Here is a 23,212-nt window from a genome sequence, read left to right on the forward strand (position 1 = left end):
CCACCGGCCGCCGCACCCCTCCCCCGGGGCCTTCCGCCCCGGCCCACGCCCACTTGCGTTCATCTGAAGCCGTGTGACAGACCGGGCATAAAACCCCGGCGTAGGCTGGTTGCCACAGGTAACGAACACTCACGGCACGGCTCATCGGGAAGCGAAGCGATCACCCAGTATGGCGCAGACTCAGACCACGTTCTTCCACTCACTCAGTCGCCTTTACCCCCATCTGAAGCCGATCATGCCGCGGCTCGTGATGGGCCTCCTCTCCGCGCTGGGCGCCAGCCTGGTCGCCCTGGCGATCCCGCAGGTGCTGCGGAGCCTCATCAACGACTCGCTGCACCCCGGTGGTCAGCCCTCCGAGGTCTGGATCGCCGTCGCGGCCGTCCTGGGGCTCGGCGTCCTGGAAGCCGGGCTGATCGCCCTCCGCCGCCAGTTCGTCATCAACCCGGCCACAACCGTGGAGAACGGCCTGCGCGTCTCCCTGTACCGGCACCTGCAGGATCTCGCCGTCGACTTCCATGACCGCTGGGGCTCCGGTCAGCTCCTCTCGCGCGCTATGGCGGATCTCAATTTCCTGCGGCGCTGGATGGCGTTCGGCGCGATCATGCTGGTGGTCACGTCGCTCACGGTCGTGATCGGCGTGGGCATCATGTTCAGCATGAGCTGGCAGCTGGCGCTCGTCTTCCTGGCCGCCGCCATCCCGATCGTCGCCACCGGCACCCGCTTCCGCCGCAACTTCCTGCGCGTCGCCCGCCGCAGCCAGGACCAGGCCGGCGACCTGGCCACCGCCGTGGAGGAGTCCGTCCACGGCATCCGCGTGCTCAAGGCGTTCGGCCGCGGCCGCGAAGCGCTCGAGAACTTCAACAACCAGGCCGAGGAGCTCCGCCAGACCGAAATCCTCAAGGCCCGCCAGCTGGCCTTCTTCTCGCTCGTGTCCACCCTCCTGCCGGAACTGGCCCTCGGCGTCGGGCTGGTGCTCGGCATCGCCCTCACGGCGGACGGCCAGCTCAGCATCGGCGCGCTCGTGGCCTTCTTCGCGACGGCGGCCGTGGTCGCGGGACCGGTCGAGGCCGTCGGCATGCTGCTCTCCATGGCGCTGACCGCGAAATCCGCCATCGACCGTCACTTCGAAGTCATGGACAGCCCCGTCACCATCGCTGGCCCTGCCGCTCCACACCGCCCGGCCGAGATCGACGGCGCGGTCCGCTTCGAGGGCGTCCGCTTCGCCTTCGCGGACAGCCTGGAGGCCAACCCGGACGACCCGCAGTACCTCCTCGAGAACATCACCCTGGACCTCGCCCCCGGCGAGACCATGGCCCTCGTCGGCGTCACCGGATCCGGGAAGTCCGCGCTCCTGCAATTGGTGCCGCGGCTTTACGAGGTCACGGACGGCCGGATCACCATCGACGGCCAGGACCTGCGCGAGTTCAGCCTGGCCGAACTGCGCAGCATCGTGTCCGTCGCCTTCGAGGACACCACGCTCTTCTCCAGCTCCATCCGGGACAACGTGCTGCTGGGCGCGCCGGCCGACGTGACCTCCACCGAGGAGAGCGCGACGGCGGCACTCACCGAGGCGCTCGACGTCGCGCAGGCATCGTTCGCGTACTCCCTGCCGGACGGCGTGGACACCCGCATCGGCGAGGAGGGGCTGAGCCTGTCCGGCGGCCAGCGGCAGCGCATCGCCCTGGCCCGCGCGATCGCGGCCCGGCCAAAGGTCCTGGTGCTGGATGACCCGCTGTCGGCCCTCGACGTCGCCACCGAGGAACTCGTGGAAGCCCGGCTCCGGGAGGTCCTGAGCGAGACGACCACGCTGATCGTCGCCCACCGCCCGTCCACCGTGGCCCTGGCCGACCGGGTGGCCCTGCTGCAGGACGGCCGGATCGCCGCCGTCGGGACCCACAGTGAGTTGCTCGCGACGAACGAGCACTACCGCTACGTCATCGCGAGCCTCGACCCGGATCCGGTCGATCTGGACAGCGAGCTCGAAGACGAGCTGGAGGACGCGGAGTTCGACAACGAGGTGAACGCATGAGCACGGCACAGACCACGACGCCCGGCTTCGGGACGTCGAACGAGGACTCCTCCCGGCTCGCCGCCGCGGAGAGCCGGGCCGTGCGCAAGCGGTCCCTGAGGCTCCTCGGCTCGCTGATCCGGCCTATCCGGGTCAGGTTCTGGCTGACGGTCGCCATGGTGGTGATCTCGCAGGCCGCACACGCCGCAGGGCCGGCGCTCATCGCCTTCGGCATCGATCGCGCGCTCCCGGCCCTGACCCACGGCGACTCGGTGCCCCTGCTCCTGGCCGGCGTCGCGTATCTGCTGGCCGCCGTCGTGACGGCGTGGCTGACCGCCCTGTACGTGACGAGCACCGCCAAGCTCAGCCAGGCGATGCTGCTGGACCTGCGGGTCCGCGTCTTCCGGCACACCCAGCGGCTCAGCCTGGAATTCCACGAGAAGTACACCTCGGGCCGGATCATCGCCCGGCAGACGTCGGACCTGGAGGCGCTCCGGGAGCTGCTCGACTCCGGGGTCAGCTCCCTCGCGGCCGGGTTCATGTTCATGGTGTTCACGGCGCTGACGGTGTTCGCGCTCGACTGGCCGAGCGGCCTGATCATGCTCGGCGCCGCCATCCCGGCGACGTTCCTGACACGCTGGTACCAGAAGCGCTCCGAGATCACCTACCGCGAATCGCGCGTGGTGTCCGCCCGGATCATCGTCCACTTCGTGGAGACCATGACGGGCATCCGCGCCGTGAAGGCGTTCCGCAAGGAGGCCCAGAACACCCGGGAGTACACGGACCTGTCCGAGGAGTACCGGCAGGTCACCGTGCGCTCCATCAACCTCAACGGCATCTTCCTTCCCGCCCTGGTGCTGCTCGGCAACATCACGGTCGTGGTGGTCCTGGCCGTGGCCGGGTTCCGCGTCCTGCACGGCGAGCTGGCCGTCGGCGTGCTGCTGGCGCTGGTCCTGTCGGTCAAGCGGTTCTTCCAGCCGGTCGACCAGATGGCCATGTTCTACAACTCGTTCCAGAGCGCTCAGGCCGCCCTGGAGAAGGTGTCCGGACTGCTCGAAGAGGTCCCGACCGTGCGTCCGCCGCGCGAGCCGGTGCCACTGCCCGCAGCCGAGGGCCGAATCGAGTTCAAGGAGGTCGAATTCCGGTACGGCGACGGGCCCGTGGTGGTCCCGGAGCTGAACCTCACCATTCCGGCGGGGCAGACCGTGGCGCTGGTCGGTCAGACGGGTGCGGGCAAGTCCACGCTCGCCAAGCTGATCGCCCGCTTCTACGACGTGAGCGCGGGCTCCCTGACCCTCGACGGGGTCGAGCTGTCCCGGATCTCCACGCCGGAGCTACGGCGGGCCGTGGTCATGGTGACGCAGGAGGCGTTCCTGTTCAGCGGCAGCGTGGCGGACAACATCGCCCTGGGCCGTCCAGGAGCCAGCCGCGAGGAGATCGAGGCCGCGGCCCGGGCCGTCGGCGCGGACACCTTCATCCGCGCCCTCCCCGACGGGTACGACACCGACGTGAACAAGCGCGGCGGGCGCGTCTCCGCAGGGCAGCGGCAGCTCATCAGCTTCGCCCGCGCGTTCCTGGCCGACCCGGCGGTGCTCATCCTGGACGAAGCCACCTCTTCCCTCGACATCCCCAGTGAGCGGCTCGTGCAGGAAGGCCTCGCGCGGCTCCTGGGCGGCGGCGCGGACTCCCCCACCCGGCGCCCCGCGGCCGACGACGGCGCAAGCGGGTCCGCCGTCGTCGCGCCGGAGAGCGGGGCCGGGGAAGCCGTGCCTGGGGAAGCTTCTGGCAGCGAGGCGGCAGCGCACCGGCGGACGGCCCTCATCATCGCGCACCGGCTCTCCACGGTGGAGATCGCGGACCGCGTCCTGGTGGTCCATGACGGACGGATCGTGGAGGACGGGACCCCGGAACAGCTCATCAGCGACGGCGGCCGGTTCGCCGCCCTGCACGGCGCCTGGCGCGACTCGCTGGTGTGAAGCGTCCCCGGTGATGGGCGCCATCGGGCCTGATCACCGGGGAGTCACGGGCCCGAAGCGGTCCGGCCTCCGCCGATTTCAAAACTCGGGCCGGATCCGCTATTCTTGTAGGGTTGCTTGTCGGGGAAACCCACGGGTCAACGGATCGGGATGTAGCGCAGCTTGGTAGCGCGCTTCGTTCGGGACGAAGAGGTCGCAGGTTCAAATCCTGTCATCCCGACCACGGAAAAGCCCCGCTCTCAGGAGCGGGGCTTTTGCTTTACCCGGGCAGGTTCCCAGCCCCTTCCCAGCCGACGGGGGTTCACCGCGCCAGGCCGCTCTCCTAGGCTGGGCACATGACCGCTCCCCGCAGAAAGTCCCATCACTCCTCCGCCTTCGGCAGCGACACCTCGAACGCGTCCATCGAGCTGAATCCCCTGTTCAGCCGCCCGGGTGAGGCCACGGAGTTCCCCCGCTTCACCCTTCCGGAGGGTGCCGCGTTGCCCTCGACGGCGTACCAGATCGTCCACGACGAGGCTATGCTGGACGGCAACGCCCGCCTCAATCTGGCCACGTTCGTGGGGACCTGGATGGAGGCCGAAGCCGGCAAGCTCTACGCCGAGACCGTCGATAAGAACATGATCGACAAGGACGAGTACCCGAAGACCGCGGACATCGAACACCGCTGCTGGCGCATCCTCGCCGATCTGTGGCACGCACCCGATCCGGAGCGTTCGGTGGGCACGTCCACCATCGGATCGTCGGAGGCCTGCATGCTGGCGGGTCTCGCTCTCAAGCGGCGCTGGCAGCACGCCCGGCGGAAGGCCGGCCTGTCCACGGAACGGCCGAACATCATCATGAGCTCCGCGGTCCAGGTCTGCTGGGAGAAGTTCTGCAACTACTTCGAGGTGGAGGCCCGGTACGTCCCGATCTCGGAGGATCACCCGGTCCTGGACGGCCACGAGCTCGAGAAGTACGTGGATGAGAACACCATCGGCGTCGTGGCGATCATGGGCGTGACCTACACGGGCATGTACGAACCGGTCGAGAAGATCTCCAAGGCACTCGACGCCCTCCAGAAGGCGAGCGGCCTGGACATCCCGATCCACGTCGACGGCGCCTCGGGGGCCATGGTGGCGCCGTTCCTCCAGCCGAAACTGGCGTGGGACTTCCGCGTGCCCCGCGTCATCTCCATCAACACCTCGGGCCACAAGTACGGCCTCGTCTACCCCGGCCTGGGCTGGGTGGTGTGGCGGGACGAGTCCGATCTGCCGGAGGACCTGATCTTCCACGTCAGCTACCTCGGCGGCGACATGCCCACCTTCGCCCTGAACTTCTCACGCCCCGGCGCCCAGGTGCTCCTGCAGTACTACCTGTTCCTGCGGCTCGGCCGGGAGGGATACCGCTCCGTGCATGCGGCCTGCCGCGACGTCGCGCACTACCTGGCCCACGAGATCGGGGCCATGGAGCCCTTCCAGCTCTGGAACGACGGCTCGGACATCCCCGTCTTCGCGTGGCGGCTCAAGCCCGGCTTCGCGGGCGAATGGACCTTGCAGCATCTCTCGGACCGGCTCCGCATGGCGGGGTGGCTGGTGCCCGCCTATCCGATGCCGGACGGAATGAAGGACCTGACCGTGCAGCGCGTCGTGGTCCGGAACGGTTTCACCCGCGATCTCGCGGAGAGCTTCCTGCAGGACCTGCGCACCGCCGTCGAGTTCCTCGAAAAGGCCCCGACGCCGCTGCCGGAACCCGGCGAGGCGAACGCGTTCCACCACTGAGCCCGTCAGGGGGCCGGACCTTCTGTGACCTCGTCCTTCCGCTGATGTGAAGTTCGTGACCGCGGCCTTCACACGACGGCGGGCGCGGAGGGCCCTGCGCGGGTCTCGGAGGGGCTTCGTGGGGCCGTGGAATTCGGCCCGCCTGACAATCTCCGCTCCTGGTCCGAGGCCCTTTTTGACATTCCCTGTCACCTCGGGAATAGAGCACTCCCGGGACGAAATAGGGCGCCGCTCTCCGGGCAACAGAAAGCGGGTGCCTCGCACATTTGCGAAGCACCCGCTCCTGGTGTCTCAGGTCCCTCCGGAGGAAGGGCCGGACGACGGTTTAGAAGGGATCAGGCCAATTGCCCACGTTGAGGCGGGCGGTGTCCGTGACGAGGCTGGTCTTGGTCTTGGGACCGGCCGCGAAGGTGGTGGGATCGGGCCAGTTTCCGACATTCAGGCGCGCCGGGTCGGGCCAGTTGCCCACTGCCTGTACGCTCGAAGGATCGGGCCAGTTGCCGACGTTGGCACTCGCGGCGGGGACGCTCAGCGCACCGAGGCCCAGGGCCGCAGCCAGGGCAACGCCTGCTGTGAGTTTCTTCAACATGTTCTGCTCTTCCGTGTGGATCTATGGGGAGTGTGAGCTTCAGTGGCACATACCGCCAGCGATGCGTTGGTACTGACTGGATCGGGAGATCGCTACGGACAAAAGATGATCCGCATTGACATACATTGTAAAGTAATCACAAACGATAATGTCAAGGTTTGAGTGGCTTCCCGGTCTCTTAAACTTGAGGAGGGGCAATGGGCAGCGGATTTGGTGAGCGGCTTCGGGCCGAGCGCCTGGAACGCGGAATGACGCAGGCTGAGCTGGGCAAGGACCTGTACTCGCCCAGTTACATCTCCCTGTTGGAGACCGGCCGGCGGGAGCCGACCCGGGACGTCATCCAGGAACTCGCCCGGCGTCTGGAACTCGCCCCCAAGGCGCTCGAAGAGTGGAACAACCGGGTCACGCAGAACGACGCGGACTACGTCCTGGCCGCCCTGTACGCCCGCCAGGCCTGGGATCTGCGCGACTACGAGCTGGCAGCCCAGCACGCGGCGGAAGCCGCTCGCATCGCCCTGGACGCCAAGAACGTCAGCGCCTGGTGGAACATGCGGTACATGCAGGCCGAGTGCCTGCTCAAACAGGGCAAGTACTCCGAATGCCAGGGTGTGGTGGAGCAGCTCGTGGAGCACCGCCTGGCCGTCGAGAGCGCGGGGCTGGGCGTGCGCGCCCGCCAGATGCTCGCCGCCGTCTGCCATGGTCAGGGCCGGCTCGCGGACTCCGTGGAGCATGCCCGGCAGGCTGTGGCCCTCGGCGCTCAGCTCCCCAAGGACTCCCCAATCTACTCCAGCGCGCTGCGGATCTACATCGGGGCCCTGGCGGAGACCGGCCGTCTGGACGAGGCCTGGGAACAGTGCAAGATTCTGTCCAAGGAAGTCAGCTCCAAGTCCGTCGATCACATGTCCGGCATCGTCGCCTGGGTGATCGGCAACGTCGCCTTCATGCGTCACGACTACGAGGAGGGCGTGGCTCAGCACGACCGCGCCGCCAAGCTCCTCTCCCCCGGCAACGACATCGAGCAGTGGGCCAACTTCAACAAGGCCTCCGCCGCCATGCGCCTGAACTCCGGGATCGTGGAGGCGTCCACGCTCGCGGCGCTGGAACGCGCCGAACTCGCGCACACCATCGTCTCCGGCACCTTGCGCGACGGGCTCGAACTCCGGTTCATCCGTGCCAAGTGGCTTTACTTGACGGATGAGCTTCCTGCGGCCATCGAGATCCTGCGCGAGGTCGTGGCACAGGAGGATGAGATCGGCATGCACGTCGCGGCCGAGGTCCACCTGCTCCTGGGCAAGGCCCTCAAGGCCACCGACGACCTCCAGGAGGCCATGGCCTACCTGTCCCGGGCCCAGCAGCTCTTCGCCTCCGCCGGAGCCTCCGAGGGCATCCAGCAGGCCATGGACGCCATGCTGGAGATCCGACTGGCCGAGCGCCGCGCCAAGGCCAACAGCGCCTGACGCGCCGGGCTGCGCACAGCAGACACGAAGGAGGGGTTCGACGGCGGTGCTCACCGCCGCCGAACCCCTCCTTCGTTGTCTCATGCGCCGGCCGGACAACTACCGCGCGGCGCTCCCCCAACCCGAGTTCGTGGTTTCCGGGTGAGTTCGTGGACAGAATCCACGAACTCAACCGGAAACCACGAACTCAGCGAAGACCGGCCGAGCGGATGGGCCGACGCCGTGGGGCGGGGCTCCGGCTACGCCTCCGGGTCGAAGGCGCGGCCGGTGAGCCGTTCGTAGGCCTCAATGTAGCGGGCGCGGGTCTTCTCCACGACCTCGGCAGGCAGCGCGGGCGGCGGGGTGTCCGACGACTTGTCCCAGCCCGATTCCGGGGAGGAGAGCCAGTCGCGGACGAACTGCTTGTCGAAGCTCGGCTGGGCCTTGCCCGGCTCGTAGGCCAGCGCATCCCAGAACCGGGAGGAGTCCGGGGTCAGGACCTCATCGCCCAGGGTGATGACACCCGTGGCCGGATCGGTGCCGAATTCCACCTTGGTGTCGGCCAGGATGATGCCGCGCTTCCGGGCGATCTCCTCGGCCCGCGTGTACACGGTCAGGGTCAGCTCGCGCAGACGGTCTGCCACGTCAGGACCCACGGCGTCCACCACGGCTTCGAAAGTGATGTTCTCGTCGTGTTCGCCCACCTCGGCCTTGGCCGAGGGGGTGAAGATGGCCGGTTCCAGGCGGGACCCGTCCACGAGTCCCTCCGGCAGCGGCAAGGAGCACACGGTACGGGATTCCCGGTACTCGGCCAAGCCGGAACCCGTCAGGTAGCCGCGCGCGATGCACTCGACGGGGAACATGTCGAGCTTCTTGCACAGCATGGCGCGGCCCACCACGGCCGCGGGAACGCCGTCGGCTTCGGTGGAGCCGAGCACGTGGTGCTCGACTCCGAGCTGGTCGAACCACCACAGGCTCAGCTGGGTCAGGACCTTGCCCTTGTCCGGGATGGTCGATTCGAGGACGTGGTCGAAGGCGCTGATGCGGTCACTCGCCACCACCAGGAGACGGTCGGTCGGCGCGTCCGGCCCGACGGGCTCGTAAAGATCGCGGACCTTCCCGGAGTAGACGTGCCGGTACCCCGGCAGCTCCAGGACCTCGGTGTCCAGCCCGCTCATGCCTGCTCCCCTTCCGTGGCCACATGACGCCCCGGCGCCCGGCGTGACGCCACCACGATGTCCCCACGGGCGGCCTTCGCCGCGATGTCACGGCGGAACTGCCCGCCGTCCAGCTGAATGAGTTCGATGCCGTCGTAGGCCTTCTCGCGGGCCTCCACCAGGTCATCGCCCAGCGCGACGACGGCGAGCACGCGGCCGCCCGCGGAGACCACCTTGCCTTCGCCATCCAGCGCCGTCCCGGCATGGATCACGTGGACGCCTTCCAGCGCATTGGCTTTCTTGAGCCCGCGGATCCGGTCGCCCTTGCGGGGAGTGTCCGGGTAGTTCTCCGCGGCCAGGACCACGCACACCGCGCTCTCGCGGAACCAGCGGAGGTCCTCGGCCTGGTCCAGCTCGCCCTTGGCCGCGGCGAGGAGCAGTCCGCCGAGCGGTGTCTTGAGGCGGGCCAGCACGGCCTGCGTCTCCGGGTCGCCGAAGCGGGCGTTGAATTCGATGACGCGCATGCCGCGCGAGGTCAGGGCCAGTCCGCAGTACAGCACGCCGATGAAGGGGGTGCCGCGGTGGGCCATCTCGTCCACGGTGGGCTGGGCGACCCGGTCGATGACCTCGCCCACGAGTTCCTCGGGGGCCCAGTCGAGCGGGCTGTAGGCGCCCATGCCACCGGTGTTGGGGCCCTCGTCGTTGTCGAAGATGCGCTTGAAGTCCTGGGCCGGAGCCAGCGGGACGGTGGTCTTGCCGTCGCAGAGCACGAAGAGGGAGACCTCGGGGCCGTCCAGGAACTCCTCGATCACCACGGTGCCGCCGGCGTCGAAGCAGGCCTGCGCGTGGGCCAGCGCCTCGTCACGGTCCGACGTGACGACCACGCCCTTGCCGGCCGCCAGACCGTCGTCCTTGACCACGTAGGGCGCGCCGAACGTGTCCAGGGCGTCCGCGGCCTCGTCGGCGTTCACGGCGACCTTGGCCAGGGCCGTGGGCACGCCGGCTTCGGCCATGACCTGCTTGGCGAACGCTTTGGAGGCCTCGAGCTGGGCTGCCTCGCGGCTCGGGCCGAAGACCGGGAATCCCGCCTCGCGCAGAGCGTCGGAGACCCCGGCGGCGAGGGGCGCCTCGGGGCCGACGACCACCAGGTCCACCTCGAGCTTCACCGCGAGCGCGGTGGCCGCGGCCGGGTCATTGGCGTCGACGGCGTGGCACGGGACCAGCTGCGCGATTCCGGCGTTGCCGGGTGCTGCGTGGACCTCCGCGACCTGCGGATCGGAGAGGAGGGAGCGGATAATGGCGTGTTCGCGGCCACCCGGGCCAAGGACGAGTACCTTCACAGACACCAAGGGTACTGGGCGGGCCTCGGGCACGCCCAGTCCACGAGGAACGGTGACGTCCCGGCGGGCCCGGACCCGGTATGCGCCGGTGCGCGCTCGGCCTGCGCGCTCGGTATGCGCTCACCTTGTGTGCTCAGCAGATGCGAGTGCACGGCCGAAACACCCGCAGCTGCTGGGCACGCAACCCGGGAGGACCGGCGCGGGGCCATAAACTGGCGGTATGCCCCACACCTCACAGGCGACCTTCGACGCCGACTCCGCGGTGGAACTCGCCGTCCTGGAACGCAGCGGCTTCATCGAATCGCGCCACCTCGGGTCCGCCGTCGTGCTCTCCGGAGACGGCCACGTGGTCACGGCCCTCGGGGACGTGGACGCCCCCGTGTTCGCCCGCTCCGCGCTCAAGCCGTTCCAGGCGCTCGCCTCGATGCGCGCGGGTGTCCCCCTGCGGGGCGCCCAGGTGGCGCTGGCCGCCGCCAGCCACGTCGGGTCGCTGGAGCACATGGACGTGGTCGAGGGGATGCTCCGGGCCGGCGGCAACAAGGAGACAGACCTCCAATGCCCGGCGGACTGGCCGCAGGACGAGACCGCCCGCAACTGGCTGGTGCGCACGGACAAGGGCCGCAGCCGGGTGGCGTTCAACTGCTCCGGCAAGCACGCCGCGTTCCTGTGGGCGTGCACCGAGAACGACTGGAACAAGTCGGGCTACCTGGAACCGAACCACCCGCTGCAGCGCCTGGTGGCCAGCGTGATCGAGGAGTTCACCGGCGAGCGCATCGCTCACCTCGGCACGGACGGCTGCGGCGCCCCGGTCGCAGCGGTCTCCCTGACGGGGCTGGCCCGCGCGTACTCACGGCTGGCGCAGGCGCCTGGTGACAAGAACGCCGACGCCCGTGCCGCCACGATCGCCACGTCGATGCTCGACTACCCCTGGGCCGTCCAGGGCAAGGGCGAGGCGAACACCGTGGTGATGGAGGAACTGGGCGTGATCGCCAAGCTGGGCGCCGAGGGCGTCATGGTCATGGCCGCGCCCTCCGGCGCGACGGTGGCCCTGAAGATCCTGGACGGCAACCTCCGCGCGGCGTCCCTCGTGGCGCTGACCCTGCTGACCGCGGCCGGGGCCCTCGAAGTGGGACCCGTGGCGGCCGTCCTGGAACAGATCGTGGAACCGGTGCTCGGCGGCGGGCGTCCCGTGGGTGGCCTCCGCCTGGGCACTCCCGTCATGTCGCTGCTGGGTTAGGAGCGGGAATGGCAGGCGCACGACGGCGGATCGACGTCGCGGAAGGCCAGGCGGCGCTGGCGTCATGGCAGGCGGCCCGGGCCGGGTCATCGGACGCGGCCCTTCCCCGCGCGACGACCGCCATGGCCGTGCGGTACGCGCTGGAGGAACTGACGTCCCGCGCCCCCGGCAACTCCGTGGAGGTCCGGGTCCCGCCGTTCGGAGTGACCCAGTGCATCGAAGGCCCCCGGCACACCCGCGGAACCCCGCCCAATGTGATCGAGACGGATGCCGTGACCTGGCTGGAGCTCGTCACCGGAACCCTGAACTGGGCGGACGCCGTGACGGCCGGTCGCGTGGTGGCGTCCGGGACGCGCGCCGACCTCAGCGAGCAGTTGCCGCTGAGCTGAGCCTCAGGCGTCGAGGGGCCCGTCCGGTTGCGCATCCGGCTCGCGGTGCTGGTGCAAATGGACGCGCGAGCCCGCCAGCCGTGTGGACAGCGCCGCGGCGGCCACGAACACGAACGCCGCCACCGCGATCACCACGCTCATGACCGCCACCTGCCCGTACCCGGAGATGCGCGGATCGAGGAAGGGATAGGGGTACCAGTCCACGAGCGGGCCGCGGACCAGGCTGTACACCAGGTACAGCGCGGGGTAGGCGAGCCAGATGAGCGCCGTGCGCAGGCCGATCCGCGGCGACGGCAGATCGACCAGCCAGTCGATGACCGTGATGGTCGGAATCGTGTAGTGCAGCACCACATTGACCCAGGGCAGTGAGGTGTCGACGTCGATGTCGGACAGTAACAGGCTGTAGACCACGCCCGTGATCGAGATGTAGACGGTGGCCGCGCCCCGGAGATAGTCCAGCCAGCGGGCGCCCCTCCCACGCCACGCGGCGACGGCGGCGATCGTCAGCACGACCACCACGATCACATTCGACTGGATGGTGAAGTAGCTGAAGAAGTTGCTTACTTTCCCAGGCGGCGTCCGCAGCAGCAGGGCGACCAGCTGCGTCACGATGGCGGCCAGTCCCAAGAGCGCGAAGAACGCGCGGAACAGCGCCAGTCCGCGGTTAACGGGAGCGCCCCGGTGGGCGGCGTCGTTGCTGTTCACCCTGCGATTCGTGTCCACACTGCGAGTCTAGGTCCGCCCGGCCGGAACGGCGAGGGTTCCGGCGTCCTCAGAGCCGCCCCAAGCCTGGGCGGCGAGGCGCGCTCAGCCGCTCCCCTCCCCCGGACACGACGACGGCGGCGCCCCCTCAGCGTGAGGGGGCGCCGCCGTCGTAATGCGGACTGAGGGCTAGCCCTTCGCCTCCCAGCGGCCGCCGTTCTCCCAGAAGATGCGGATGTCCTCGAGGTTCTTGCCCTTGGTCTCCGGGGCGAACTTGTAGACGAAGCCGAACGCCGCCAGCGCCAGGAGGCCGAAGACCAGGAACGTCCCCACGCCGCCGAGACCGCTGAGCATCGGCAGGAACAGGAAGCCGACGATCACGTTGGCGACGAGGTCGCTCGTCAGCATGACCGAGGAGCCCAGGGAGCGGAGCCGAGCCGGGAAGCTCTCACCGGCGTAGACCCACACCAGGGCGCCGAAGCCGAACGTGAACCCGACCGTGAAGAGCAGGACCCCGATGAAGCCCAGGGCCGTGAGGATGCCGCCGAAGCTGCTGCCACCGGCGATGAAGACCCCCACCAGGAGGATGTTCGCCGCGATCATCATCGCGATGCCGCCGAGCAGGATCGGACGGCGCCCGACCCGGTCCACGAGGGAGAGCGAGATGAAAACGGCCACCAGAGCGACGGCCTGGACGAGCGCGGGCAGGCCCAGGATGGCGGCGTTGCCCTCGAAGCCCATGGACTTGAAGAGGATGGGGCTGTAGTAGACGATCGCGTTGATGCCGGTGATCTGGATGAAGAAGCCGAGGATGACCACGAAGATGGTGGCGCGGAGGTAGGGCTTGCAGAGCATCTCCTTGAGGGCGCCGCCCTTCTCCTCGCTCAGCGCGGCCCGCATGTCGGCGATCTCGCGGTCGATGTCCGCGTCGGGTTCGATGTTGGCGAGGGTGGCGCGGGCCTCGTCGATCCGGCCCTTCATGACGTACCAGCGGGAGGTGTCCGGGATGCGGATCACGAGGAAGAAGACGAGCAGGGAGGGGATGGCGGCGAGGCCGAGCATCCAGCGCCAGGCGCCGGCGTCAGAGAGCGCCCAGGCCACGAGGTACCCGAGGATGATGCCGAACACGGTGGCCACCTGATACGCCACGAGCATGGCGCCGCGGATCTTCGCCGGCGAGCTCTCGGCCACGAACACCGGGACCACCACGATGGAGACACCGACGGTCAGGCCGAGGAACAGACGGGCCGCCACGAGGACCTCGAGGTTCGGGGTCAGGCCGCTGAGCAGGGCGAAGACGGCGTAGCCCGCGGCCACCAGGACCATGGAGAGCTTGCGTCCGAGCTTGTTGGCAAGCACGCCGCCGAGCAAGGCGCCCACCACCTCGCCGATGACGACCGTGGTGGTCACCAGGCCCAGGCCGGCATCGTCGAGCCGGAACTCATCCTTGAGGAAGAGCAGCGCGCCGCCGATGTTGGAGGAGTCGTAACCGTAAATGATGCCGACCGCGGCGGCGGTAATGCCTGCCAGAAGCCCCGCACGGGGCGTGCTCCTGATGTCCTGGATAAGCGACACTGCATCTCCTGAAGGTTGGGGACCGATCCGGCCCTTTCTGTCCTCGCGGCCGGGGCCGGGCGGGGACCAGAGGAATTCTGTTGTCCTCAGTCTACGCAGAGTGTGATTGATCTCGCACTATTGAAGGCGATATTGATCACAAAAAATCATCATTGTGTGGTTTTGGTCACTTCGAGGGGCGGGCGGGATCACAGACTCACACTTCCGCAAGCGGAGTTACGATGAGAGCAGGCCACGCGCCCGGATCACCGGAACCGCGGGCCGCAAGGACTACGGGGGTTCTCATGGACGCGGTGTTCGACGGGCAGTGCGGGTTCTGCACCCGCGCCGTGGGCTGGGTGCGCCGGCTGGACCGCCACCGCAGGATCACCTTCCACCCGTTCCAGGATCCTCTCACGCTGGACGCCTTCCGCCTGAGCTACGAGGAAGCGCGGTCCTCCGTCTGGGCCCTGACCGACGACGGCGGTCGGCACGCCGGCGCCCGCGCCATCGCCGCGATCCTGGACACCGCCGTGGGAGGCCGCTTCTTCGCCACGTTCTACCGGATCCCCGGCGTCGGACGCGTGCAAGAGGCCGCCTACCGCTGGATCGCCGCCCACCGCTACCGGCTGCCGGGCGCCACTCCCTGGTGCACGGAACACCCCCAGGACTGCTCCGCCGCCGTGCCGGGAGCCGGCTGCGCGCTCTGAGCCGGTCCGACTCGCCTTAAGCCGGCCCGACTCGCCTTAGTAACCGGGGCTGACAGCCCACACACCAACGCCCCAGGGACGCGGTTCACACCGCGTCCCTGGGGCGTTCTGCGAGCGAAGGGCCTCAGGCAGCCTGCTCCGTGAGAGCCGCCGGGTTCGGCGGGATGGGCTCGATCCGGCCGAGCACCACCGTGTAGAAGATGATGCCGATGACCAGCATGACGCCGGCCACGACGAACGCCATCGCGAAGCTGCCCGTGAACTGGACGATGAAGCCGGTGACGATCGGCGCCGTCGTGCCGATGATGTTGTTCACGGTGTTCATGACGGCTCCCGTGGCGCCCACGGCGCCTTCCGGGGCGATCAGGGCCGGCAGCGAGTTCGTCACGCTGAAGGCGATGGTGATGCCCGTGGTCCCGAGAGTGATCCACACGAGCGACCAGAAGAGGTCCGTGGTGAAGGCGGTGCCGGCGATCGTGATGGCCAGCAGCATGCCCCCGATGATGAAGACGCGGCGGACGGTGGTGCTGGACTTCCCGTTCTTGATCAGACGGTCGAGCCACCAGCCGGGCAGGGCGTACTGGACGATCACGGCGAACAGCCACGGAATGGCGGTGACGAGGCCGGACTTGGCGACGTCCATGTGCATCTGGGACTGCAGGAAGCCCGGGAGCCAGGTGAGCAGCATCCACTGGACGTAGCCCGCACAGCCGAGGCCGAGCGACATGCCCCACACCTTGCGCTGGCGCAGGATGTAACCGAGGTTGTTGAGGGGGTTGGGCTTGGGGGCGTCCTCATCCTGAGCACCGCCGGAGACGATGTGCTCGAGCTCGGCGTCGCTCAGCTTGCCCTTGCGGTTCATCTCCTTGGGGTCCCGGTAGCGGAAGAAGAAGACGGCCGTGTAGATGAGGCTGAGGACACCGATGGTGATGAACGCGCCGCGCCAGCCGAACATGGCCACGGCGGCGCCGACGATCGGGAAGCCGATCACATTGGACAGGCGCTGACCGCTGTCGAAGATCACGGTCGCCATGCCACGCTCAGACCGCGGGAACCAGTAGCCGGTGGTCTTCATGGCGCCCGGGAAGATCGGAGCTTCGGCGAGGCCGAGGATCAGACGGGCGACCAGGAGCAGGCCCATGCCGCTGACCGCAGCGGTCAGGAAGCAGGAGATCGCCCACAGTGTGGTCGCGACCCGCATGACCCACTTGATCCCGATCTTGTCCAGCAGCATGCCCATGGGGATCTGCATGATGGCGTAGGTCCAGCCGAAGCTGCCGAGGATGATGCCGATCTGGCCTTCGGTCATGCCGAATTCCATCCGCATATCGTGTTCCGCCACGGACATCGAGCTGCGGTCGATGTAGTTGATGAGAACCGCGAAGAACAGCAGGATGCCGATGGACCAGCGGACCATGCCCCTCTTGCCCGCCCGCGCGATGTTCGCCGGAAGCGGCGTGGTGGCCGAGTTCTGATCCACGGCCCTCTGATTGTCAGACATGGCGTCCCCCCACCGGGACGCTCGGGCTGAATCGCCCGATCGTGAGACCTGCTACGACGGCGATCAGAATCTGGAGGAAGAGCGGCCGGTGACCCGGCGTCTTCGTCCGCGGGGCCGAACTCGCCTTCAGCTCCGCTTCGGTGGGGATCTTCATGTCCTGAACCATTCTCTTGGGATTGCGCCCGGTTTCCGGGTGAACCCCAAGGTAACGAAGATCACATCGATTCCACAAGGGAATAATTTGTTTCCATCATGTGAAATCAGTAATATCCGCTTTATTCGGAATGGCTCATAATTTCAGGCCCTCCCCGGAAGGCCCTCAACCCCGTCCGACGAAGGGCATGCCGGCCGCCGTGACCAGGAGGCTGCCCACCGAGGCGCTCGGCGGCATCGACGCCATCAAGAGCACCGCACGGGCCGCGTCCTCGACCGGGAACATGGGCTCGACTTTGCGCGAACCGTCCGCCTGCAGCGCTCCGTCCCCCACGCCGATCACGTCCATGATCTCCGTGCGGGTGTTGCCGATGTCGATCTGGCCGCAGCTGATGCCGAACGGCCGCCCGTCCAGTTCGATGCTCTTGGTCAGGCCGCTGATGGCGTGCTTGCTCACCGTGTAGGCCACCGAAAGGGGGCGGGGTGAGTGCGCCGAGATCGAGCCGTTGTTGATGATCCGGCCGCCCTGAGGCGCCTGCTCCTTCATGACGCGCACCGCCTCCGCCGCACAGAGGAACGAGCCGGTGACGTTGATCCGCAGGGTCTCCTCGAAGCCCTCGGGATCCACGGCGTCCACCGCCCCGCTGGGGCCGAAGATCCCGGCGTTGTTGAACAGGACGTCCACCCGTCCGAAACGCTCGCGGGCCGCGGCGAAGAGGCGCGCGACGTCGTCGGGGACGGTCACGTCGCAGGGCGCCGCGAGCGCCCGGGGCGAGCCGGCCGCGGTCTCCTCGAGCGCGGCGGCCCGCCGCCCGGCGAGCACCACGCCCCAGCCCTCGGCCAGGAAGAGGCGCGCGACCGCGCGACCGATACCTGACCCGGCCCCCGTGACGACCGCGATCCTCGTGGGGGCACTGCTGTCCGTCGACTGGGCTGCGCTGTTCACTGTGCTGTTCATGGCGCTGTGGTGTTCATGATCGATCCTGCTCTGCTGGAACCGGGCTGTTCTGGGGACTACCGTACGGGACCCTGGGTGATGGGCCAGCCGATGACGGTCTTGGGCCGCGGCGTCGCGTAGGTGCGGACCTTCGAGGTGGACAGGCCCAGCCGCACGAGCGATTCGGCGATCAGCACGGCCGCGGCCACGCCGTCCACCACAGGGACGCCGCAGCGCTCCCGGATCTGCTCGTCGAGATTCGCCATGCCGCCGCACCCGAGCACGATCACCTCGGCCTTGTCCTCCGTGACGGCGAGCTCGGCCTGGCGGACGATCGCCTCGACGGCGCGGTCCGGGTGCTCTTCGAGTTCGAGCACGGCCATGCCGCTCGCGCGGACCGAGGCGCAGCGGTCGTCCAGGCCTGCCAGCTTGAGCCGGTCCTCGATGAGCGGCACGGCCCGGTCCAGCGTGGTGACCACGGAGTACTTGTGGCCCAGGAACATCGCGGTGCTCGCGGCGGCCTCGGTGATGTCCACCACCGGGACATCGAGCAGCTCCTGCAGGCCCTCCCGGCCGTGCTCGCCGTAGCCGGCCTGCACGACGGCGTCGAACTCGCCGTCGTAGTTCACGATCGAGTCCATGACCGCGATCGCGGCGAGGTAGCTTTCAAAGTTCCCCTCGCAGGAATCTGCGCCGAACCGCGGCGTGATGCCCACGATCTCGGTGTCGGGGGCGGCGACGGCGCGGGCCTGCGCCGCGATGGAGTCCGTCATGGTCTGAGTGGTGTTGACGTTGGCAACCAGGATTTTCATGTGTTTCTCCCCAGGATCCGGCGGGGCGCGGATGCCGCGCCCCGCCGTCGTCTGCTGTCGGTGTCTGTGGCTCAGTCGGTGTCTGTGGCTCTGCGCCGGCGGGCTAGTGCGTGCTCGCCACGGCGATCACTTCGCCGTCCGAGTCGAGGTACCGGGCGCCGCGGTCCGCGATGAAGTAGTAGACCAGAGCGCCGATGCCCGCTCCGAAGAACCAGGCGAACGCCGCCAGGTGATCCAGGGCCGGGACGAAGGCGATCAGCACCGCCACGGCGGCGGCCACCAGGAGGGCCGTGATGGCCTTGGGGTTGAAACCGCGCTTGTAGAAGTACGGGCCCTGCTCATCCTCGGTGTACAGCTTGACCACTTCCACCTTGCCGCGGCGGACCAGCCAGTAGTCCGCCATGACCACGCCGAACAGCGGGCCGAGGAGGGCGCCCAGGCCGCCGAGGAAGTACACGATGACGAACGGGTTGTTGTAGAGGTTCCACGGCAGGATGACCAGGCCGATGGTGCCGCTGACCCAGGCCGCCCGGCGGAAGTCGAGGTGCTTGGGGAAGAGATTGGTCAGGGCGTAGACGGGGGCCACGAAGTTGGCCATGAGGTTCACGGCCACGGTCAGAACCAGCAGCGCGAGGCAGGCCAGCACCAGCAGGAGGGTGTTGGGGATCAGCTGCACCACGTCGGACGGCGAGGTGATGAGGGTTCCGTTGATCTTGAACTGACCACCGGCCAGGACCACCACGATGCCGCCGAAGAGCAGCATGTTGATCGGGATGCCCCAGAAGTTGCCCTTGACGATCGAGCTCTTGCCCACCGCGTTGCGGGTGAAGTCGCAGAAGTTCAGGACGAAGGTGCCGTAGATGGAGACCCAGAGCGCGCCACCGGCGAAGATGTTCCGCCAGGTCTCGCCGGCGTCCATGTGCTTGATGCCGTTGATCTCGATGGTGCCGCCGGCCTGCACGAACACCCAGATGGCCAGGGCGGCCATGGTCACGAGGATGATCGGTCCGGCGAACGCTTCGTACTTGCGGATCATCTCCATGCCGAAGCTGACGATCACCAGTTGGATGATCCACAGGATGACGAAGGCGATCCAGCCGAGCGTGGACAGGCCGAGAACGTCGTTCCGGTCCAGGGGCGCCAGTCCCGGGATCAGCTTGATGATCATGATCCGGAAGATCACCGAGGCGAGATAGGTCTGAATGCCGAACCAGGCGACCGCGACGGCGCCGCGCACCACGCTGGCGATCTGCGCGCCGCGGATGCCGAAGCTGATGCGGCTCATCACCGGGAACGGGACACCGGTCTTCTGCCCCATGAACCCCGAGAAGTTCAGCAGGAGGAACAGCAGGACCGCGCCGACGCCGAGCGCCAGCAGGATCTGCCAGGCGCCCATGCCCAGGGCGAAGAGGCCCACCGCGAAGGCGTAGTTGCCGAGGCTGTGCACATCGTTCGCCCAGAGGGTGAAGATGCTGTACGCGGTCCAGGTACGCCCGGCCTTGCGGGTGGGGGCGAGGTCCTTGTTGTACAGCCGGGGGCTGAGTTCGACGCCGGTCATCTCCGACATCCGGGGAAGGTCACCCGTGAAGTCGTGGTGATGGTGGTGGTGATGATCCGGCGTTTCCGGACCTGGCTGAGCCGCCACCGGGGTGGTGGGCTCGACGCCGCTGGGGTTCGTCTGCATGGGTGCTCCGTTTCGATGCTGACGGTTCCGCACCCGTCGGTCGCGGACTCCCCATTGGGCCGGCTTCCATAATGCGGAACTGATTTATTGAAGTATGGAATACAGAATATGGCCCGGATCACAGGCGGTCAATGGTTCCGCGGTGTCCGCAGTCACATTTGGCATACCAGCCTGGTCGTCCGGAGCGTCTCCCCTGGTGGGCGGCCGGGGGGCGGCGAGGTCCGGCCTGCCGGCCGGTCTCGAATGCGGGGCTGACGCCCCTCTGGTCGCGCTGATACCAGGCGAAGCAGCCCGGACTGTCGCAATCCGAACGGTGGGAGATTCCGTTGACGCCGAGCGGAGTGCCCGATAATCTCGATAGACAAAATTATTTTTTCGCATGTCGGAAAGACGTTGCCATCGCGACGCCAGCCCAACCATTCGATGAAGAGAGGTCCCCTGTGGCTGCTGAAGAAATCACGCCCTCCATCCTGAGTACGCTCACGAACAACCTGCCGGACTCGGATCCCGAGGAGACCGGAGAATGGGTTGAATCGTTCGACGCCCTGGTGCGTGAGCAGGGCACGGAGCGCGCTCAGTTCGTCATGCGCTCCCTGCTGCAGCGGGCCGGGGCCCAGTCCGTGGGCGTCCCCATGGTCACGACCACCGACTACGTGAACACCATCCCGGCCGATCAGGAACCCGAGTACCCGGGCAACGAGGAGTACGAGCGCGCCTACCGCCGCGCCATGCGGTGGAACGCCGCGATCATGGTGCACCGCGCGCAGCGGGCCGACATCGGCGTCGGCGGCCACATCTCCACCTACGCCGGCGCGGCGACCCTGTACGAAGTCGGCTTCAACCACTTCTTCCGCGGCAAGGACCACCCGGGCGGCGGCGACCAGGTGTTCTTCCAGGGACATGCCTCACCGGGCATGTACGCCCGCGCGTTCATGGAAGGCCGTCTCACCGAAGAGGATCTGGACGGCTTCCGCCAGGAGAAGTCCAAGGAGGGCCACGCGCTCTCCTCGTACCCGCATCCCCGCTTGATGCCCCACTTCTGGGAGTTCCCCACGGTCTCCATGGGCATCGGCCCCATGAACGCCATCTACCAGGCGCAGGCGAACCGCTACCTCCAGGACCGCGGCCTCAAGGACACGAGCGACCAGCAGGTGTGGGCGTTCCTCGGCGACGGCGAGATGGACGAGCCGGAGAGCCGTGGTCTTCTCCAGCTCGCGGCGAACGAGGGGCTCGACAACCTCAACTTCGTGATCAACTGCAACCTCCAGCGCCTCGATGGCCCGGTGCGGGGCAACGGAAAGATCATGCAGGAGCTCGAGGCGTTTTTCCGGGGCGCGGGCTGGAACGTCATCAAGGTCGTCTGGGGCCGCGAGTGGGATGACCTGCTGGCGAAGGACCGGGACGGTTCGCTGGTGAACATCATGAACGACACCGTCGACGGCGATTACCAGACGTTCAAGGCGGAGAACGGCGCGTTCATCCGCGAGCACTTCTTCGGGCGCAGCGCCCAGACGAAGGAGCTGGTCTCCGACCTCACCGACGACCAGATCTGGAACCTCAAGCGCGGCGGTCATGACTACCGCAAGGTGTACGCGGCCTACAAGGCGGCCACCGAGTTCAAGGGCAAGCCGACCGTCATCCTCGCGAAGACCGTCAAGGGCTACGGCCTGGGCGCGCACTTCGAGGCCCGGAACGCCACCCACCAGATGAAGAAGCTGACCATGGAGGACCTCAAGGCCTTCCGCGATCTGCTCCGCATCCCGGTCAGCGACGAGGTCCTCGAGAAGGACCTCTACCGCCCGCCGTACTACCACCCCGGCATGGACGCCCCCGAGATCGAGTACATGATGGAGCGCCGCTCGGCTCTGGGCGGGTCCGTTCCGGAACGCCGACCGGACCATGTCCCCGTGACGCTCCCGGACGCGAAGTCCTACGAGATCGCCAAGAAGGGCTCCGGCAAGCAGAAGGCCGCCACCACCATGGCCTTCGTCCGCATGCTCAAGGATCTCCTCCGGGACAAGGACTTCGGCAAGCGCCTGGTCCCCGTGGTCCCGGACGAATCCCGCACCTTCGGCATGGACGCGTTCTTCCCGACGGCCAAGATCTACAACCCCAAGGGCCAGAACTACCTGTCCGTGGACCGCGAACTGGTCCTCGCCTACAAGGAGTCCCCGCTCGGCCAGCTGATCCACCCGGGCATCAACGAGGCGGGCGCCGTCGCCGCCTTCACCGCGGCCGGGACCGCCTATGCCACGCACGGCCAGCCCCTGGTGCCGATCTACGTGTTCTACTCGATGTTCGGTTTCCAGCGCACCGGCGACTCCTTCTGGGCCGCGGCGGACCAGATGACGCGTGGCTTCATCATCGGCGCCACCGCCGGCCGCACCACGCTCACCGGCGAGGGACTCCAGCACGCCGACGGCCACTCGCCGCTGCTCGCGAGCACGAACCCCGCCGTCGTGACGTATGACCCGGCGTACGGCTACGAGATCGCCCACATCTTCCGCGACGGTCTCGAGCGCATGTACGGCCCGGACTCCGAGGACCGCAACCTCATGTACTACCTCACGGTGTACAACGAGCCCATCACCCAGCCGGCCGAGCCGGAGAACCTCGACGTCGAGGGCGTCCTCAAGGGGATCTACAAGGTCGCCCCCGCGGAGGATGCCGAGGGCAAGCCGCGAGCCCAGATCCTCGCCTCGGGCGTCTCCGTCCCGTGGGCCCTGGACGCCCAGCGGATCCTCGCCGAGCACTGGGGCGTGGCCGCGGACGTCTGGAGCGTCACGAGCTGGAACGAACTGCGCCGCGACGGCCTGGCCGCCGAGGAACACGGATTCCTCAACCCGGGCGAGGAACCGCGGGTGCCGTTCGTGACCCGGCAGCTCGAGGGCGCCGAGGGTCCCGTGGTGGCCGTGTCCGACTACATGAAGGCCGTGCCGGATCAGATCCGCCAGTTCATCCCGAACGAGTACGGCGTCCTCGGCGCGGACGGCTTCGGCTTCTCCGACACCCGCCAGGCAGCCCGCCGCTTCTTCAAGAACGACACCCACTCCGTGGTGGTCAAGACCCTGCAGATGCTCGCCCGTCAGGGCAAGGTCGACCCCCAGGCCCCGGCCCAGGCGATCGAGAAGTACAGCCTCCTCGACGTGACCGCCGGAACCACGGGAGGCGCGGGCGGCGACGCCTGATCCACCTGACGCGACTGACGCGCCGAGACGCCAAAGGTGCCCGTATCCGCGAGGAATACGGGCACCTTTCGGCGTCTCGCGG

General features: G+C 68.0%; 18 protein-coding genes and 1 tRNA gene. 9 read left to right on the forward strand and 10 right to left on the reverse strand.

Going from position 1 to position 23,212, the window contains the following annotated elements; genetic code table 11:
- The first annotated feature begins 169 nt into the window (after window positions 1–169).
- The 4 genes from QFZ52_RS13175 (at window position 170) to QFZ52_RS13190 (ending at window position 5,741) form a co-directional block, all read left to right on the forward strand.
- Entirely contained in the window at window positions 170–2,029 is a 1,860-nt protein-coding gene (locus tag QFZ52_RS13175; protein WP_307498043.1) for an ABC transporter ATP-binding protein, read from the forward strand.
- Entirely contained in the window at window positions 2,026–3,984 is a 1,959-nt protein-coding gene (locus QFZ52_RS13180) for an ABC transporter ATP-binding protein (RefSeq protein ID WP_307498044.1), read from the forward strand. Before QFZ52_RS13175 ends, QFZ52_RS13180 begins: the two co-directional genes overlap by 4 nt.
- A gap of 146 nt (window positions 3,985–4,130) precedes the next feature.
- A tRNA-Pro gene (locus QFZ52_RS13185) sits at window positions 4,131–4,207 on the forward strand.
- A 112-nt stretch (window positions 4,208–4,319) separates the two neighbouring features.
- Entirely contained in the window at window positions 4,320–5,741 is a 1,422-nt protein-coding gene (locus QFZ52_RS13190) for a glutamate decarboxylase (RefSeq protein WP_307498045.1), read from the forward strand.
- 325 nt (window positions 5,742–6,066) lie between these two features.
- Here the strand turns inward: QFZ52_RS13190 and QFZ52_RS13195 are convergent, their stop codons facing one another.
- The gene (locus QFZ52_RS13195) at window positions 6,067–6,330 is read right to left on the reverse strand and encodes a hypothetical protein (protein WP_278267346.1); all 264 of its coding nucleotides are present in this window, start codon (window positions 6,328–6,330) and stop codon (window positions 6,067–6,069) included.
- A gap of 197 nt (window positions 6,331–6,527) precedes the next feature.
- Here QFZ52_RS13195 and QFZ52_RS13200 point away from each other — a divergent pair, with 197 nt between their 5' ends.
- A complete protein-coding gene (locus tag QFZ52_RS13200; protein ID WP_307498046.1) occupies window positions 6,528–7,787 on the forward strand; it encodes a helix-turn-helix domain-containing protein in 1,260 nt (419 codons plus the stop codon).
- Window positions 7,788–8,026: 239 nt separating this feature from the next.
- Here QFZ52_RS13200 and QFZ52_RS13205 read toward each other — a convergent pair whose 3' ends face one another.
- Both QFZ52_RS13205 and purD read right to left on the reverse strand, forming a co-directional pair.
- The gene (locus QFZ52_RS13205) at window positions 8,027–8,944 is read right to left on the reverse strand and encodes a phosphoribosylaminoimidazolesuccinocarboxamide synthase (protein ID WP_307498047.1); all 918 of its coding nucleotides are present in this window, start codon (window positions 8,942–8,944) and stop codon (window positions 8,027–8,029) included.
- Window positions 8,941–10,263, reverse strand: coding sequence for a phosphoribosylamine--glycine ligase (purD, locus tag QFZ52_RS13210; protein ID WP_307498048.1), 1,323 nt, complete (start codon window positions 10,261–10,263; stop codon window positions 8,941–8,943). Before purD ends, QFZ52_RS13205 begins: the two co-directional genes overlap by 4 nt.
- Before the next feature lie 220 nt (window positions 10,264–10,483).
- Between purD and QFZ52_RS13215 the strand changes: the two genes are divergently transcribed.
- Together QFZ52_RS13215 and QFZ52_RS13220 are read left to right on the forward strand one after the other, a co-directional pair.
- A complete protein-coding gene (locus tag QFZ52_RS13215) occupies window positions 10,484–11,500 on the forward strand; it encodes an asparaginase (RefSeq protein ID WP_307498049.1) in 1,017 nt (338 codons plus the stop codon).
- 8 nt (window positions 11,501–11,508) lie between these two features.
- Window positions 11,509–11,889, forward strand: coding sequence for a sterol carrier family protein (locus QFZ52_RS13220; RefSeq protein ID WP_307498050.1), 381 nt, complete (start codon window positions 11,509–11,511; stop codon window positions 11,887–11,889).
- A 3-nt stretch (window positions 11,890–11,892) separates the two neighbouring features.
- Here the strand turns inward: QFZ52_RS13220 and QFZ52_RS13225 are convergent, their stop codons facing one another.
- Window positions 11,893–12,612, reverse strand: coding sequence for a Pr6Pr family membrane protein (locus tag QFZ52_RS13225; RefSeq protein WP_307498051.1), 720 nt, complete (start codon window positions 12,610–12,612; stop codon window positions 11,893–11,895).
- A 168-nt stretch (window positions 12,613–12,780) separates the two neighbouring features.
- Complete coding sequence (locus tag QFZ52_RS13230; RefSeq protein WP_307498052.1) at window positions 12,781–14,166, reverse strand: sugar porter family MFS transporter; 1,386 nt, start codon at window positions 14,164–14,166, stop codon at window positions 12,781–12,783.
- Window positions 14,167–14,450: 284 nt separating this feature from the next.
- Here QFZ52_RS13230 and QFZ52_RS13235 point away from each other — a divergent pair, with 284 nt between their 5' ends.
- Window positions 14,451–14,855, forward strand: coding sequence for a thiol-disulfide oxidoreductase DCC family protein (locus QFZ52_RS13235; RefSeq protein ID WP_307498053.1), 405 nt, complete (start codon window positions 14,451–14,453; stop codon window positions 14,853–14,855).
- A gap of 124 nt (window positions 14,856–14,979) precedes the next feature.
- Here the strand turns inward: QFZ52_RS13235 and QFZ52_RS13240 are convergent, their stop codons facing one another.
- The 5 genes from QFZ52_RS13240 to QFZ52_RS13260 all read right to left on the reverse strand — a co-directional run bounded on the left by QFZ52_RS13240 (window position 14,980) and on the right by QFZ52_RS13260 (window position 19,825).
- Window positions 14,980–16,356, reverse strand: a complete 1,377-nt coding sequence (locus QFZ52_RS13240; RefSeq protein WP_307498054.1) for an MFS transporter — start codon at window positions 16,354–16,356, stop codon at window positions 14,980–14,982.
- Window positions 16,349–16,510: a hypothetical protein gene (locus tag QFZ52_RS13245; protein ID WP_307498055.1), complete on the reverse strand. Its 162-nt coding sequence runs from the start codon at window positions 16,508–16,510 to the stop codon at window positions 16,349–16,351. The genes QFZ52_RS13240 and QFZ52_RS13245 overlap by 8 nt, the downstream gene beginning before the upstream one ends.
- A 165-nt stretch (window positions 16,511–16,675) precedes the next feature.
- On the reverse strand, window positions 16,676–17,467 hold the full coding sequence (locus QFZ52_RS13250) for an SDR family oxidoreductase (RefSeq protein WP_307498056.1): 792 nt from the start codon (window positions 17,465–17,467) through the stop codon (window positions 16,676–16,678).
- Window positions 17,468–17,523: 56 nt separating this feature from the next.
- The gene (locus QFZ52_RS13255) at window positions 17,524–18,258 is read right to left on the reverse strand and encodes an aspartate/glutamate racemase family protein (RefSeq protein ID WP_307498057.1); all 735 of its coding nucleotides are present in this window, start codon (window positions 18,256–18,258) and stop codon (window positions 17,524–17,526) included.
- A 103-nt stretch (window positions 18,259–18,361) separates the two neighbouring features.
- Window positions 18,362–19,825, reverse strand: coding sequence for an NCS1 family nucleobase:cation symporter-1 (locus tag QFZ52_RS13260; RefSeq protein ID WP_307498718.1), 1,464 nt, complete (start codon window positions 19,823–19,825; stop codon window positions 18,362–18,364).
- Between the two features lie 557 nt (window positions 19,826–20,382).
- Between QFZ52_RS13260 and aceE the strand changes: the two genes are divergently transcribed.
- Window positions 20,383–23,130: a pyruvate dehydrogenase (acetyl-transferring), homodimeric type gene (aceE, locus tag QFZ52_RS13265; protein ID WP_307498058.1), complete on the forward strand. Its 2,748-nt coding sequence runs from the start codon at window positions 20,383–20,385 to the stop codon at window positions 23,128–23,130.
- Window positions 23,131–23,212 lie beyond the last annotated feature (82 nt).

The sequence above is a fragment of the Arthrobacter woluwensis genome (genome assembly GCF_030816155.1).
GTDB lineage: Bacteria > Actinomycetota > Actinomycetes > Actinomycetales > Micrococcaceae > Arthrobacter_E > Arthrobacter_E woluwensis_A.